This window comes from Thiocapsa sp. C2-2m (genome assembly GCF_041903745.1).
Taxonomy (GTDB): Bacteria; Pseudomonadota; Gammaproteobacteria; order Chromatiales; family Chromatiaceae; genus Thiocapsa; species Thiocapsa roseilacustris.
On record NZ_JBBWVD010000005.1, the window covers coordinates 64,804 to 80,812 of the forward strand.

General features: G+C 64.8%; 9 protein-coding genes. 2 read left to right on the forward strand and 7 right to left on the reverse strand.

Annotated elements, in window-relative coordinates; all coding sequences use genetic code 11:
• The first annotated feature begins 5 nt into the window (after positions 1-5).
• The gene (locus AADX97_RS05135; protein WP_374232331.1) at positions 6-344 is read left to right on the forward strand and encodes an STAS domain-containing protein; all 339 of its coding nucleotides are present in this window, start codon (positions 6-8) and stop codon (positions 342-344) included.
• Positions 345-948: 604 nt separating this feature from the next.
• On the opposite strand, the gene AADX97_RS05140 is transcribed toward AADX97_RS05135, so the two are convergent.
• From AADX97_RS05140 to AADX97_RS05155, 4 genes are all read right to left on the reverse strand, one after another.
• Complete coding sequence (locus tag AADX97_RS05140; protein ID WP_374232332.1) at positions 949-3,339, reverse strand: SpoIIE family protein phosphatase; 2,391 nt, start codon at positions 3,337-3,339, stop codon at positions 949-951.
• On the reverse strand, positions 3,336-4,493 hold the full coding sequence (locus AADX97_RS05145) for an ABC transporter substrate-binding protein (protein WP_374232333.1): 1,158 nt from the start codon (positions 4,491-4,493) through the stop codon (positions 3,336-3,338). Before AADX97_RS05145 ends, AADX97_RS05140 begins: the two co-directional genes overlap by 4 nt.
• A complete protein-coding gene (locus AADX97_RS05150) occupies positions 4,490-5,668 on the reverse strand; it encodes an AI-2E family transporter (protein WP_374232334.1) in 1,179 nt (392 codons plus the stop codon). Before AADX97_RS05150 ends, AADX97_RS05145 begins: the two co-directional genes overlap by 4 nt.
• Positions 5,669-5,848: 180 nt before the next feature.
• Entirely contained in the window at positions 5,849-6,511 is a 663-nt protein-coding gene (locus AADX97_RS05155) for a hypothetical protein (protein WP_374232335.1), read from the reverse strand.
• Between the two features lie 220 nt (positions 6,512-6,731).
• Here AADX97_RS05155 and hisG point away from each other — a divergent pair, with 220 nt between their 5' ends.
• Positions 6,732-7,604 (forward strand): ATP phosphoribosyltransferase, encoded by an 873-nt coding sequence (hisG, locus tag AADX97_RS05160; RefSeq protein ID WP_374232336.1) that lies wholly within the window; start codon positions 6,732-6,734, stop codon positions 7,602-7,604.
• 122 nt (positions 7,605-7,726) lie between these two features.
• Here hisG and AADX97_RS05165 read toward each other — a convergent pair whose 3' ends face one another.
• From AADX97_RS05165 to AADX97_RS05175, 3 genes are all read right to left on the reverse strand, one after another.
• A complete protein-coding gene (locus AADX97_RS05165) occupies positions 7,727-9,814 on the reverse strand; it encodes a putative bifunctional diguanylate cyclase/phosphodiesterase (RefSeq protein WP_374232337.1) in 2,088 nt (695 codons plus the stop codon).
• 340 nt (positions 9,815-10,154) lie between these two features.
• On the reverse strand, positions 10,155-13,469 hold the full coding sequence (locus AADX97_RS05170) for a response regulator (protein ID WP_374238820.1): 3,315 nt from the start codon (positions 13,467-13,469) through the stop codon (positions 10,155-10,157).
• A 125-nt stretch (positions 13,470-13,594) separates the two neighbouring features.
• The gene (locus AADX97_RS05175) at positions 13,595-16,000 is read right to left on the reverse strand and encodes a response regulator (protein WP_374232339.1); all 2,406 of its coding nucleotides are present in this window, start codon (positions 15,998-16,000) and stop codon (positions 13,595-13,597) included.
• Between the last annotated feature and the right edge of the window lie 9 nt (positions 16,001-16,009).

The window sequence follows — 16,009 nt, forward strand, 5'->3', positions numbered from 1 at the left end:
GAGCCATGAGTATTCTCTCGAGTAAGAACGCCGGTGTGCTGATCCTGATGCCGAACGGCCGTCTGGACACCCAGAGCGCGCCCGAGGCCGATCAACTGATCACGGGCGCGATGGAGCAAGGGGAGACCCGAATCCTGGTCGATTTCGGAAAGACCGACTACATCTCGAGTGCGGGCCTGCGCGTGCTTCTGAAGGCCACCAAGCATCTGAAGCAGGCGGGCGGGGCCTTCGGTCTCTGCAACGCCAACGCGCAGATCCGCGAGGTGCTCGAGATCAGCGGTTTTGCGACCATCATGTCCTGCTATAGGAGCTTGGACGAAGCGCTCGGCGCGATGGCCGTCTGAACCGCACCCGAATTAAACCGCGTCCAGAGCAAGATGCCGACTTTCGAGTGAGCTCGACGTTCGCTGCATCCACGACCCTTAGCGGGGACGCGGTTCAATATTTAATATTTTATATTTTTTAATCTCTTAAACCGCGCCCACTCCAACGGTCGTCGAGGGTGTAGGTTGTGCCGAGCCGTGCGAGGCACAACTCACCGTCGGCGGATGTTGTGCTTCCTATCGTCAGCACAACCTACGGGTATGTTTGCGGAAATCGCCTTAAACCGCGCCCACTCCAAGGGTCGTCGAGGGCGTCGGTTGTGCCGAGCCGTGCGAGGCACAACTCACCGTCGGCGGATATTGTGCTTCCTATCGTCAGCACAACCTACCGGTATGTTTGCGGAAATCGCCTTAAACCGCGCCCACTCCAAGGGTCGTCGAGGGCGTCGGTTGTGCCGAGCCGTGCGAGGCACAACCAACCGTCGGCGCAAGTTGTGCTTCCCATCGTCAGCACAACCTACGGGTATGTTTGCGGAAATCGCCTTAAACCGCGCCGACTCCAAGGGTCGTCAAGGCTGCGAGACCGATCCCATCCACAAACATCCCATACCCCGCCGGGCGCGGTTTAATCCGGAAAGACGATCTCGAGCCGGTTGCGACCCTCGCTACGCCGATATCGAAGCGACGCCGCTTGCGACCGGACCAGGTGCAGGCCGAGACCGCCGATCGGCCGATCCTCGACCGATCCCGCCGGATCGACGGTCGGCATGCTGGCGACCGGATCGAAGGCATGACCGTCGTCCTCGATGCAGAGGGTTGCCGGCGGACCGAGCCCGAGCACCACCTCGATCCGATGCTCGGCTGTGTCGTCGTAGCCGTACTTGATGGTATTGGTCAGCAGCTCTTCGAGCACCAGCCTGACGGCGTCGGCGAGGCGCGGCGCAGCCCGGCCGGCCTCGATAAAACCCTCGACCCGATCAAGCGCGTCGCTAAGAGCGTCCGGGCGATTCACGATGTCCAATCTCAGGATGCCGTCGCCCTCCTCCCGCGGCGGGGACGCTCCGTTCAGACCCTCCTCGAGATGCTTGAACATGAGCATGGTGATGTCGTCGGACTGTTCGGTCCCGGCGGCGTGCGAGCGGATGTCGTCCAGGAGTGCATTCAGACCGCCTCGGCAATCCAGCGCGCGCAACGCCTCCAGACGCTTCGCGAGCCGATCCGTGCCGTAGAGACGACCTCCCGGGTCCATCGCCTCGGTCACACCGTCGGTGTAGAGGAGCAGCAGCGCGCCCTGCGTCAGCCTGAAGCGCCCGGTGGTATAGAGGCTGCCGGGCATGGCCCCGGCGGCCGGTCCATAAGGCTTGCCGATCCAGTCGACGCGACCCTGCGCATCAACCAGGAGCGGCGGATTGTGACCCGCATTGGCGTACTCGACACGACCATCCTGCAGATGCACCACCGCACAAAAGAGGGTCACGAACATGCAGGCTTCATTGCTCTCGGCCAGATCCTCGTTGACCCGGCAGAGCGCGCGACCGGGGTCGTCGTCGACCCGGAACGCCGAGCGCAGAAAGCTCCGTGTCACCGCCATGAAGAGTGCGGCCGGGACGCCCTTCCCCGAGACATCGCCGATGGCGAGCACCAGACGCTCGTCGTCGAGCGCGAAGAAGTCATAGAAATCCCCGCCGACCTCGCGCGCGGGCTCCATCACCGCAAACAGGTCCATGTCGTCGCGCTCGGGGAACGGCGGGAAGGTCTTGGGCACCAGGTCCATCTGGATGTCGTGGGCGATGCGCAGCTCGCCGTTCATCCGCTCGCGTGCGGCGGTGGTTTCGGCGAGATCGGCGATATAGCGACGCAGATTGTCTCGCATAGTCCCGAAGGCCGCCGTGAGCAAGGCGACCTCGTCGCGCCCTTCGGGCATCGGCAGGGGCGCGTCGAGGTCGCCCGAGGCGAGGGTGGCAGCAGCCGCGCCGAGCGCGGTGACCGGACGCGTGATCGAGCGCGCGACCAGCCAGACCGCCAGCACCAGAAGGCCCATCCCGAGGAGGCCGACCAAGGCGTTCTCTTGGCTCAGGCGACGAATGTCGGCGCGCAGCTCGGCCTGTGACACGACCGTTCCCATAGTCCAATCGGTGGTCGCCAAGGGATGCCAGGCGAGCCAGCTCGGCTCCTGATGAGCCCAGCTGATCCAGCTCAGCAGACCAGGCTGTCCCGACACCATGCGCTGTCCGGTCGCCCTGAGTGCCTCGTCTCCCCGTGCCTCGGCGATGCTGAAGACAGTTTCGTTGAAGACGACCGCACTCAGGGGATGCGAAATATAGGTCCCGTTATGTGTCATGAGGAAGCCGTAGCCCTGCCTGCCGACCGGCAGCTCGGCGACGACGCGATCGAGCCAGCCGACATCGATATCGGCCGTGACGACTCCGGCGAAACGCAGACCGGTCTCGCTCGGGATGTGCAGCGGGACCGAGTAGGTCACCATCTTCAGACCGCCCGACCGGAGATAGGGCTCGCTCCAGGTCCCCTGCTCGAGGTAGCGCGGCAGGTGAAACCAATCCCGGGCGAGATAGGTCTCGTCCTCGCGGGTAAGCTGGCGGTAAACGAGTCCATGGCGTCGACGATCGACCGCGAGTGCTGCATCGGGCCAATCCGCGGGCTTGAGCTCGGGCAGCAACGCGATGGTCATGCCCTGGATCTGCGGATGCGCCTCGAGTGTCGCCGCCTGAAGCGCGCGGACCTGATCGAAGGGGATTGCCAGGGCCTGCGTCCTCAGAACCAATGCCATGCCCTGGACCAGCCCCTGCAAGCCGGCGAGCTCCGAATCGATCTTGTCGGCGGAGCCCTCGGCCATGGCCGAGGCGCGTTGCCTCGCATCCAACTCCAAGCGATTCAGGACGCTGAAGTAGCCCCAGAGGATCACGGCCGCGAGGATGACGCCGGTGACGCCGACGGTCGCGATCAAGAGTCGCGTGCGCAGGCTATGGCGCAGCGGGGTCACGGTGCGCGGGATCATGGCGGGCTTGCGTCGAAGGGGGCGAAGGCGTCGACCCTCGGGATCCGTTCCACTAGGCCGACCGCCAGAAGGGCTTGCGCGGCCGAGAGAAAATCCGTCGGATCGAGTGCCCCCGGTGTCGGGGCTGGCTGGCCCGGCTGGTCCGGAACGAAGATGGACTCGATGATGCGCTCCAGCATCCAGCGCTCGTGTGGGCGATTGGCCGGCACCCCGGCCTCTCTGGCCTCGGCCAGCACCAGATCCAGGGTCTCTTCGGGGTGGTCACGCGCGTAGGCCCAACCTACAAGCGTCGCCTCTCGGACCTTGCGCGCGACCTCCGAATGCGAGCCGATCCAGGCCGCGGTGGCGTAGATCCCGTCTTCCGGAAAGCCGAAGCCCTCCTCGCTCATCACGAAGCCGGTGAGCCGATCGGTGTCGATCCCGGCCTGCCGGATACGGTGATACTCGTTGTAATACATGACGGCACAGGCCGCCACGCCGCGTTTGAGAAAGAGGTTCACCGATTCGTACTGAGGGATGCGGATGGGCTCGACGTTATGCGCGGCAAAGAAGGCATCGAATGCGGCTGAAAAGCTCCCCTGCCAATAACTCACCCGCATCCCGTCCAGATCGGCCGCGCGCTCCACACCCATATCCTTCCAGGCGATCAGCATGAGGTGCGAGCGCTGGACGATCTGTGCCACCTGGACGATCCGGAGTGCGTCAGACGCGTTCGGTCCGCCGGGCAGCGGCATCCCGGCGCGCGCGACCGCCGCCATGATCCCGTCGGTCAGGAAGGCGGTTGCCAGGTCGGCGGAACCGTCGCGCAACATGCCGAGCGAGGTGTGCTCCGCATCCGCGTGAAGCAGTTGAACATCCAGACCCGATGCACGATAGATCCCCTTCTCCCGCGCCATGAAGTAGCCGGCAAACTGGCTCTGCGGGCGCCACTGCAAGGCCAGTCGAACGACGACCGGCGTAGCGGGCACCGCACGCTGCGCGGCATCCTCGCGGACAGGGGACGATACGGCAGCCATGAGCGGGAGCAGGAGGCAGCCCAGACCGATCACGACGGCGAAGCGGATCTGCAGCGATGGATCGCACTCCATCGACAGCGCCAGCGACCCGCGCACACACGCCGTCAGGTGCCCGGTCGGCGATTCGACCTTCATCATGAGACCCGATCATTGCGGTCCGGCGGCTCGGGGGACGGGTCGGGCGGTCCGTCGGGCGAGCCGGGCGCGGGGCTCGCCCTCGGCGCCTCGGCGACGGGGCCGAGATCCGCCAGAACCACATCGACATCCGGCAGAAAATCAGCGAGCTCGACTCCGTAGACCTCCCAGATCGAGATGAAGAGCGAGGCGATCAGCGGCCCGATAAAGAGCCCGTTGAAGCCGAACATGAAGATGCCGCCGAGCGTGCTCAAAAAGATCATGAGCTCGTGCATCTTGGTGTCGCGTCCCACCAAGATCGGCCGCAGGAGGTTGTCGAGGCTGCCGACGACCAGGGCACAAAAGACAGCCAAGCCGATCGCGCTTCCGGTCTGGCCCTGCACGGCGAGGACGATGCACGCCGGCACCCAGACGAGTGCCGAGCCGACCGCCGGGATGATCGACAAGACCACCATGACGGTGCCCCAGAACACCGCGTTCTCGATCCCGGCAACGGCAAAGGCGATGCCGGCGAGTCCGCCCTGCAGGATCCCGATCAGGAGCGTTCCCTTCAGCGTGGCACGGGTCACGGAGGTGAACTTCTGCAGTAGGACCCGCTCGTCGGCGCTCTTCAGCGGCAAGTAGTAGAGGATCTTGTTGATCAGCTTGTGGCCGTCGATCTGCAGGAAATACATGCTGTACAGCATTACGAAGGCCATGAAGAAGAAGTTCAGCGTGCCCACCGTGAGCGACGAAAGCCCCCCGACGACGAATTTACTGGCGAAGGTTGCGGCCTCGCCCGCACGTTCGATGAAGATCGAGCGCAGGGGCAGCAGATCCTCGTAGAAGGGCAAGCGACGCATGCCTTCCAGGAAGGCATCCGGATCGGCGAGGCGCTCCTTGAGCCAGGGCACGAAGGTCTGGGTGACATCAAGCGCCTGCCCCACCACGACCGCGACCAGCAACGCGAGCGGGATCAGGACGACCACTGCCACCGCCAGGAGTGTGGCGAGCGATGCCAGGCTCGCACTGCCCCGCAGACGCGGCTGCAGCCACAGGAACAGGGGGCGCGCCATCGCACTGAAGAGCCCGGCGAGAAAGAGCGCCATCAGGAACTGTTGGATCATCGCAAGGAACAGCGCGGAGATCCCGAGCGCCATCAGGATGACGACCCACTTGTTGACAAGATCTTGATTCATAGTCGTCACTCATCCATTCGAAAGCGTTGGCGCGATGCACGATGCGTCCTCAGTGGGCCCCGACACTGCGCAAAGGCCCAAACCTGGCCTCGAGTTGCGCGACAGGCCGCCGGATCCACGAGGCGAGCGGAGCCTGACCGGTCTCCTCCAATCGACGGCAACCCTCTCCGGGCAACGCGACTATCGTACCGTGAGTCGATGATCGTTTGGCGGAATCAGCGAAGGATAGAGGTCAGGCAAGGGCGGCGGCAGAGGAAGCGGCAGCACCGGCGGCGTCGCCCCCCACTGCGGCGGAGGCTCGAAGAGTCCGGGATCGGTGAAACCAGGCGGTCTTCGCGGGTCGCGCGACGGGCGCCATGGATCGGGCGCGCTCCTCGGGGGCTCGATCGGACGGAATCGATAGTGTGTTTCCCCCCACTCGGAGGGGAAGCCCTCCGGCAATCGGTCGTCGCGACGAAAGAGCGGGGCGTCGAGACCGCGATCACGTGCGCCGGACCCATCCGCCGATCGGTCATCGGGTGTATCGGCTCGACCACCGAATTTGCGCAGCTCGGGCTCTTCGAGCGGGCGAAAGCGATAGCCGTCGATCACCGATCCTCCATCGCGCAGCGACCCGTAACGCAACGATCGCTCGTCCCGCCACCCCTGCGCCGGGGTCGGCGCATCCGGTACGGTAAAAATGCGCGGACGATCCAACTGCCGGGTCGCCGCCGGGGGAGAATCGGCAACCGATTCCGCGTCGCGGCCCGGAACGCCCAAGAAGCGAAGGATCACCGCAGTGGCGACGAAGATCGCGAGGAAGATCGCCCCCACGATGACGACGAGATCGAATCGTTGATGCATCACTGAACACCTGCCTCCCGATCATCACGAAGGCCGAGGCCGCGCGATGCGGAATCGCGCCGCCTTCCTAAAGAGCGCCGTCCCGACCGTATCTCGAACGCGGGGATTCGCTTTTCGCCCCCTTAGAAATAGGCCGTCGATGTGGAATACGCAAGCACTGCCGATGTTTGATTCGAGGCATAATGGCAGGTCAATACTGCAGCCATCGACCGGAGTCCTCATGCCCCTATTGAAGCTCGGCATCCCGAAAGGCAGCCTGGAAGAGGCCACTATCGAGCTGTTCGCCCAAGCCGGCTGGAACATCACAGCGCACGCGCGTAACTACTACCCCGACATCGACGACCCGGATATCCGCTGCGCCCTGATCCGTGCCCAGGAGATGGCCCCCTACGTCGAGCGCGGCGCGCTGGATCTCGGGCTGACCGGGCTGGATTGGATCCTGGAATCACAGGCCGAGGTCGAGCAGATCTGCACCCTCACCTACTCCAAGGTCTCCAACCGCCCGAGTCGTTGGGTCTTGGTGGTGCCGCAAGACTCGCCGATCCAGCGGGTCGAGGATCTGGCCGGGAAGAAGATCGCCACCGAGCTGGTCGGCTTCACCAAGCGCTATCTCGCCGAACGCGGGATCGAAGCCGCCGTCGAGTTCTCCTGGGGTGCCACCGAGGCCAAGGTGGTCGAGGGGCTGGTCGACGCCGTGGTGGAGATCACCGAGACGGGCAGCACCATTCGCGCCCACGGACTCCGCATCGTCGAGGATCTCCTGATCACCGAGACGCGCCTCGTCGCCAATCCCCAAGCCATGCAGGATCCCGTACGGCGGGCCAAGATCGAGCAGATCGCCTTGATGCTCCAAGCGGCCCTGCGGGCTCGCCATAAGGTCGCGCTCAAGTGCAACGTCCCGGCCGAGTGCCTGGACGCCGTGGTCGCGCTGCTGCCGAGTCTGCATGCCCCGACGGTCAGCCATCTCTACGACCGTCAATGGCTGGCGCTCGAGACCATCGTCGATGCCGCCTCGGTGCGGGACCTCGTCCCGAAGCTCAGTGCGGCTGGTGCGCAGGGGATCCTTGAATACAGGCTGAACAAGATGGTCTGAAGCATCGGTCGGGCGGCATCGAACCTTGCGAATCTGCACCGCGCGGACTCCAACGGTCGCCAAGCCTTCCGAGGCCGGCCCCATCAAAAAACATCACATACCGCGCTGGGCGCGGTTTAAGGTCAGGCATCCAGCCGCGTTGCCGAGGTCTCCGCCGGACCCGGCCGGCCGAACAGATAGCCCTGAAAGGCATGGCAGCCGTGCCCGACCAGCCAGTCGCGTTGGGCCTCGGTCTCGACCCCCTCGGCAATGACATCGAGGTGGAGCGTGTCGCCCAAGGCGATGATGGTGCGCGCGATCGCCGCATCCCGCTCGTTGGTCACGAGATCCTGTACAAATGAGCGATCGATCTTGATCTCCTTGAACGGCAGCCGCCCGAGATCCGCCAGCGAGGAGTAGCCTGTTCCGAAGTCATCGAGTGCAAAGGCGATGCCCCGCTCCTTGAGCACCGACATCTTCGCAATCGTGCCTTCGCGGTCGTCGCGCAGGAGGTTCTCGGTGATCTCGAGTTTCAGGCGATTCGGATCGCAGCCGTGCCGCTCGATCGCGGCGAAGACCTGAGCGACGAAATCCGGATGGTGAAACTGCGCCGCACTGATGTTGATCGCGAGCGTCAGGCCGGCCGTTTCGGTGCGCTCGGACCAGCTCGTCAATTTGGCGCAGGCCATCTCGACAACCCATCGACCCAACGGCAGGATCGTCGCGGTCTCCTCGGCCAGCCTGATGAAGGCGGCAGGCTCGAGAAGTCCTCGTTGCGGGTGTTGCCAGCGCAGGAGCCCCTCGGCACCGGTCACCTGCCCAGCCCCGTCGACCTGGCTCTGGTAGTGGAGGAGGAACTCGCCGTGATCCAAGCCCAGACGCAGGCGCGCGGCGAGCGCCGCACGCGCGGACGCCTCGACATGCATCTGGGGGTCGAAGAAACGCAATGTGTCGCGTCCCGCGGCCTTGGCCCGATACATGGCCAGATCGGCCTGCTTCATCAACTCCTCGACGCTCACGGGCCGCCGCCCGAACAGGGTCACACCCATGCTGGCCGAGCACCGATACTCATGATTTTCCAGTGCACAAGGCTCGCGCAGGGCTGCAAGCAGCTTGTTGGCAATGACCTCCGCCTGCGTCGCAGCCTCCTCCGCTCGACCGCTCAGACGCTCCAACATCACCACGAACTCGTCGCCGCCGAGACGGGCGAGCGTGTCGGTCTCTCGAATACAGGACGAGAGACGCTTGGCGACTTGGCGCAATAACCGGTCGCCCTGATCATGCCCAAGGGTGTCGTTGAGCGTCTTGAAATCGTCCAAATCGACGAAGATCAGTGCGCCCATGAGATGGCTACGCCGAGTCGCCGACACTGCGCGATCGAGCCGATCCATCAAAAGACGGCGGTTGGGCAGACCCGTGAGCGGATCGAAGAACGCGAGATGCTTGATCGCCTCCTCGGCACGCTGGCGCTCGGTTGTATCCGTGGTCAGGGCGACGAAGCGGGGTTCCTTGCCCAAGAGTTGCAGGCGAATCTCCGCGGGATAGCAGGTGCCATCCTTGCGCCGATGCCGAGTCTGCAATATAACCTGGCTCTTGCTTCCTTGACGGAGCGGCTCGAGCAAACGGATAAACGTCGGCGTATCGTAATCGGGCATCAAATCCAACGGCGTCATCGCGGCAAGCTCTTCCATGCCGAAGCCCAGGTTGGAGCGGCCGCCCTGATTCACCTGCTCGAAACACAGGTCTTTAGGATCAAAGACATACACCTCGGTCTGCGCCGTCTCGACGATCTCTCCAAGGCGGCTGAGCGAATTGTTCGCCGCGTGTCGGGCCGTCGTGTCGTGCACGCAGACCACAACCCCGTCGACCTCCCCGACCTCGTCGAGCCAAGGCGTATAACTCACCTCACCCCAGCCGATCCGCACGCCTCGCCTCGGGAGCTGTGCCTCGTACACGATCTTTTCTCCGGCGAGACATGCCTCCAAGCGTGGCTTGACCTCCTCCGCATAGAAATCCCGATCCATGATCTCGTCCACGCGACGGCCGATGACCTGCTCGGATGTCCAGTCCCAAGAGCTTAGGTAAGTGGCGTTGGCGGCGCGATACGTGAGATCGCGATCGAGGTAAGCAAAACCGTCGGCGCTCGCCGCGACCATGCGTCGGAAAAACTCGGGCTCGCCGCCGTGCGCCGACGGCAGGTGGTTGCGCACCCCTGAAACGCGCTCGCTCAAAGATCTCCCTCCCGGTCGGAACACACCACGCCCTCCTGAATCCAGAGCTCGGCGCAGCGACGCTCGAACATCTCATGCCCGAGTGCCGCGCCGAAAACCCGAGCCGCTTTCTTGGCTATGCTCGCCGATGACCCGAATCGACGCAAGAGCGTGTATCGAATCGTAAGTCGGCTTTCGAGTGCAGTGCATTGCCGGGGCGTCGCACGATAGACCGTTTGGAACGGTTCATCGTAGACGATTACGACAACGATTGGATCGAGTGCTCGACTGATTTCCGACACGTCGCGTTGCGTACGCGACGGCGATGTCGCCGGGGAGGCTCACGGCGACGCCGTAGCGCTTATCCCGCGCCACCGGATTCGACACGGTTCCGACCGGCACCCTTCGCGCGGTAGAGCTGCTCGTCGGCCTGCTCGAGCAGTCGTTCGGGAGACGTCCGATCATCGGGCACGAGCACCGCCGCCCCGATACTGACCGTGACGTGAGCGTTCACCGGAGAATCCAGATGCGGGATGCCCAGATCCTCGACGGCGACGCGCAGACATTCCGCCCGCCTTATGGCTGCTGTCATGTCGCAACCGGGCAGCAGACAAACAAATTCCTCTCCGCCGTAGCGTGCGATCAGATCGTGTCCGCGACAGGGAACCCCGATCAGTGCCTCGGCAATCGCCCGCAGACAGGCGTCGCCCTCTTGATGGCCATGACGATCGTTGTAGCGTTTGAAGTGGTCGACATCCAGGATCAAGGCCGCAAGCGGGTTGCCGTCGCGCTGTGCCCGACACCACTCCGTGCGCAAGCGCTCGTCGAAGGCTCGCCGGTTGGCGATACCTGTCAGCCCATCCAGATAGGCCATGTCGCGCATCAGGTCGGCTTGCGCCTTCAGGGTCAGATGGGTTCGAACCCGAGCCCGGACCACGGCCGGATTGACCGGCTTGCTGATGAAATCCACACCGCCGGCCTCGAGCGCCTGGGTTTGATCCAATGCCTCGGTCTGCGCCGTAACGAACAGGACGGGAACGTCGGCGGTTGCGCCCTGTTGTTTGAGCGCGCGACAGACCGCCAATCCGTCCATCCCGGGCATGACGACATCGAGCAGGATCAGATCCGGAGGGGTGCGCCGACAGTGCGCGAGCGCCTGCTCGCCGTCGGTCGCCATGAAGACATCGCAATCATCCTGGAAAACCCGATACATCGCCTGGATCTGGATAGGTTGGTCGTCCACGATCAACAGACTCGGACGCCGTGCGTGAGGCCAAATCGGCCTAGCGCTCCTCGCAGCCGGGCTCGCCTCGTCGGCGACGACATCGGTGGCACGTTGCCGATCTCGCGTCCCGTCTCCGGGAGAAGCCTTCACTGGCAGCTGCAGACGATCCAATCGCGCCCGGGCCTGCATCAATGCCTCGTCGAGCTCCCCGATCATCTCTGCCGTCACGGAAGCCCCGTTCCTCAGTGCACTCTCGAGACGCGTCGCGATTGCGCTTAGACGCACGGCACCGACGGTTGCAGCGAGCCCTTTGAGGGTGTGTACCATCCGAGCCGAGGTCCCCGCGTCCTTGCCGGTTCCGAGCCGCTCGGCAAGATCCGCAAGCTCTTTGCCCAGCTCGTCCCGGAAGCCCCGCAAGAGGGTGTGATAGAAGGCCGCATCGCCGCCGGCGTACTGTAGACCCTGCTCCAGATCGAACCCCTCGAGCGTCGTCGGAAGACTCGGGGCGGGCTCGTCCGGGCCGGATCGAGCTCCCGGGCGATCCGGCTCCGGGACCTCGGGCAAGGCGCTTGCTCGGGTCTCGGCGGTACCCGGCGCCAACCAGATGGACAGGGTCCGGTAGAGCGCCTGGCTGTCGATCGGTTTGGCCAGATGGGCATCGACACCGGCTGTGCGCGCCCGCACCCGGTCATCGTCCATCGCTGCGGCCGAAAGCGCGATCACCGGTAGATCCGGTGCCTGGCCACGAATCAAACGCGTCGCCTCGAAGCCGTCCATCACCGGCATCTGCAGATCCATCAACACCAGGTCGAAGGGTTGCTTCGCGACGATGGCCACGGCCGCGGCCCCGTCGTCGACCAAGGTGACGCGTGCCCCGGTCTTCTCGAGCAGGCGTTTCGCGACCTCCTGATTCACGGGCTTGTCCTCCGCGACCAAGATCGAAGCGCCGTCGAAACGCGGCGCCGGCTTCGGAGTCGCCGGGCCGGCTTCGCCCGCACGCGCCGATGGCAGCTCGGGACCCGCAGCGCGCCGCAGCAGCTCGTTATCGCAGGGATCCACCGGTCGGGTCAGCCCTGCGGCCCCGGGAACCCGGCGCAGACGGACACTGAAACGGAAGGTCGAGCCCTGCCCTTCCCGGCTCTCGACACCGATCTCCCCGCCCATGAGCTCGACGAGCTGTTTGGAGATCGCCAGGCCCAGCCCAGTGCCGTCGTAGCGACGCGTAATCCCGGACTCCACTTGACTGAAGCTGTCGAACAACATCCCGAGCTTGTCCGCCGGGATCCCGATGCCGGTGTCGCGGACAGCGAAACCGAGCCGGATCTCGTCCGAGCGCGACACCGTCTCGCCCTTGTCCTCGCCTTGGCCGTCGCCTGGCGACATTATCTCGACCCGGACCCCGATCTCTCCGCTCGGAGTAAACTTGATTGCGTTGCCCATCAGGTTGACGAGGATCTGGCGCAAGCGCCCGACGTCTCCGCGCAGGAGCACCGGAACCTCCGCCGGCACCTCGCAGACCAGTCGCAGTCCCTTAGCGCGCGCGCGATGAGCGACGATCGTCGCAATCTCTTTGAGCTGAGCACGCAGATCGAAGTCCGACGTCTCCAAGACCACCTTGCCCGCCTCGATCTTGGAGAGATCCAGGATATCGTTGATCAGACCCAGCAGGGATTCGGCGCTGATGCGCGCACTCTCGGCATACTCGCGCTGCTGCTCGGTCAGCTCGGTGTCCAGCAACAGCTCGACCATCCCGATGACGCCGTTCATAGGCGTGCGGATCTCATGGCTCATGTTGGACAGGAAGGTACTTTTCGCGCGATTCGCCTCCTCGGCTCGCGAGGCCAGAACCTCCGCCCGGGTCGATGTCTCGGCCAGGCGCCGGTTCAGATCCAGGAGGTCGCGCTCGGTCTCTTTGCGCGCGGTCAGATCGATGATCATGGCGAGGAGCCGACACTCGTGCGTGTCGTCCATCTCCACCGGCAGCGCCGCCAACGCGAGCTCGCCGACAAAGCCGACCCCGTCGCCGCTCGAGAACGTCAGCTCGGCGACGCTCGCCCGGCCGCTCGCGCAGGCCTGGCGCAACGCCTCGTAGAGCGTCGCCTCGCAGCTGCGGTTCGTGAATCGGGTCAGAAAGTGGTGACGCAGATGCCGCGTACTCAGGCCGAACAGCTCGCCGGCGACACGGTTGACCTCGAGGATCCGGCCGATGCGGTCGATGACCAAGCCGGCGATCGGCATGTCGGAGAAGAGGCGCAGATAGCGCTGTACGGCGCGTTCCGTGTCGAGCTGAGCGGCGCGCAACTCCTCGTTCTGAATCTCAAGCTCGGCCTGATAGATACGCAGGTTTTCGATCAGCTTCAGCGGCTCGACGTGGGCCTGCGCCAGATCGCGCGTCGCCCGTTCGAGATCCCCCTGCTCGAGCGCCGCGCGGGCTTGCACCTTCAGCGACAACGCCGGTTCGTGAGCCTCCCGGGCCGAACCGCGGGCTGGGCCTGCCGGCTTAGGGCTACCGCAGCCCGCGGCCGAAGCCTGCTCGGTCGCCCGATCGGCTTCGGGGCGCAAAGGATCGTCGCTGGTCATGGATCGATCATCCGAGTGTCTTCAAGCAGACGGTCCCGACCGTCGGCCGTCGTCAAACGCGTGATCAGCGCGGATACCGAGGCCCTTGCCTCAACAAAATCAAGACGGTCGAGAGCATCGTCCAGAGCGCGTGACTCGCTGCACGGCATCCGTGCGATCTGCTCGCGGACCTGTGCAAAGCCATCGAGTGCACGCATGTTGCCCGTGTCCAGAAGCGTCCAAATCTCGCGCAGCCGCGCGACGAGCAGAGACGCGCCCGCATCGTCCATGCCGGTCACGCCCCCATCCGGCTCGGGTCCGCCCGCGGCCGCGGCCGTCGATGGCGCCGCCACCGGCGGCTCGGACGTCGCGTTGCCCGCAGCCTTCTCGGAACCTCGCGCCAACCAGTGCGCCAAGGTCTCGAACAACAGGCGGCTGTCGATCGGCTTTGCCAAATGACCTTGGACACCCGCCACCCGCGCACGCTCCCGGTCGGCCTCCATCACCGCGGCCGACAGTGCAATCACCGGCAGGTCCGGGAAGGACGCGCGGATACGTCGCGTCGCCTCGAAACCGTCCATCACCGGCATCTGCAGGTCCATCAGCACCAGATCGAAGCGACGCGCATGCACCAGATCCACCGCCTCCGCACCATGGCTGGCCAGGGTGACCTGCGCGCCGGTCTTCTCCAGGATGCGCTTGGCCACCTCCTGGTTCAGGAGATTGTCCTCCACCACGAGGACCGAGGCACCGGAAAAATCGGGGGCGGGCGGCCTCGGCGCCCCGACACGTCGTTCAGACGGCGGGGAACCCGCCGTCGGTTCGGCCCCGTCGCCCGGATCGCCGGGGGGCGTCGGCTCATGCGTCTCGACATCCGCCGGATCGGCCAAAGGCAAGTCCAGCTCGACCGCAAAGAGACTTCCCGCGCCCGGCGTCGATTCAACTGCGAGCGTCCCCTCCATGCACTCGACCAACAGGCGACTGATCACCAGCCCCAATCCCCTGCCGCCGTAGGGCCGGGTGCTTGAGGTGTCGGCCTGGAAGAAGGGCTCGAAGAGCCGGCCGAGCGTCTCATCGGTCATGCCGACCCCGGTGTCTCGAACCTCCAAACGCAGGCGGACGCGATCGGCGTCGCGCCCGAGATTCAGGATATTCAACACGACCTCACCGTGCTCGGTGAACTTGACCGCGTTGCCGATCAGATTGGAGAGGATCTGCTCGAGACGCGACACATCCCCGAGCAGCGCCGGAGGGATCTCGGGATCGACCCGAACGCACAGCTCAAGTCCCTTCTCCGCGATCGCTGCCCCGAACAAGGTTTGCATCTGCGAGGCGAGCTCCGCCGGACGGAAGGCTCGCGGATCCAGCGCGAGCCGTCCTGCCTCGATCGCAGAATAGTCCAAGATGTCGGCGATGATCCCCGAAAGCATGCGCGAGGCGCTGCGGATCTTGCCGAGCGAATCGCGCTGCTCATCGCTCAAGGGCGTGCGCAGCAGGACATCGCTCAGCCCGATCACCGCATTCATCGGGGTGCGGATCTCGTGGCTCATGTTGGCGAGAAACTCGCTTTTGGCACGACCGGCACGCTCGGCCTCGGACAGGGCTGCATCCAACTCGGCGTTCTGAACAAGCATGGCCTCCGTCTTGGCGTGCAGATCGCGATTCAAGCGACGGGTGTGCGCGTTCAGCCCTTCAACCTGCGCAGCCTGTCGCCACAACAGCCAACCGGTGCCCCAGATCAGGACCAGCACCGTCGCGAGAAAGCCGAGATGACCGATGCGCAACTGCATGACGCCGGCGCCGATCGCCGTCCGAAAGGGCTCGTACGGCAGCGACACACGGATCCCGCCGCGCACGCTCCCGATCCTGTAGCCATCTCTCTCGTGACAGGCCAGGCACGGCTTCTCCGTGATCAACGCACCCATGAATCGAAAGGTCTCGTGTCCACCCTCCTCCTCCTCCGCCAGGCCCGCATACTCGCGCGCACCCTCCCTGAAGGCCAAGAGGGCCTCGCGCTCCCAATCATCCGGGGCATTCAGTGGATTCAGCGGCTTGAGGCTGGTGATCTTGAAGCGAACACCCTCCTGGTCGGCCGCCATATCGGAGAGCAGCCGGGTCATGTACGCCGGATTGACCTTGGTCAGCTCCACCCCGTCGCGGGTCACGACATCACGCGCCGGGTCATCCAGATAGGGGTTGGGGGCGATCAGGTCGGTCACGGGAACATACACGCCGTTGTGCAGCGCATTCCAACGGCGCGTCAGCACCAACTGCTTGAAGAAGGTCACGCCCATCTCGTACGCGAGATGCCGATGATGGCCCTCGACCCGACCGGCACTGAGCGCGAAGGACAGCAGGGTCGCCCCGATCAGCAGGGCCGACAGGAACCCGAGGAAAATCACGATCTGTCGTCTGAGGCTCACGTCGAGGTC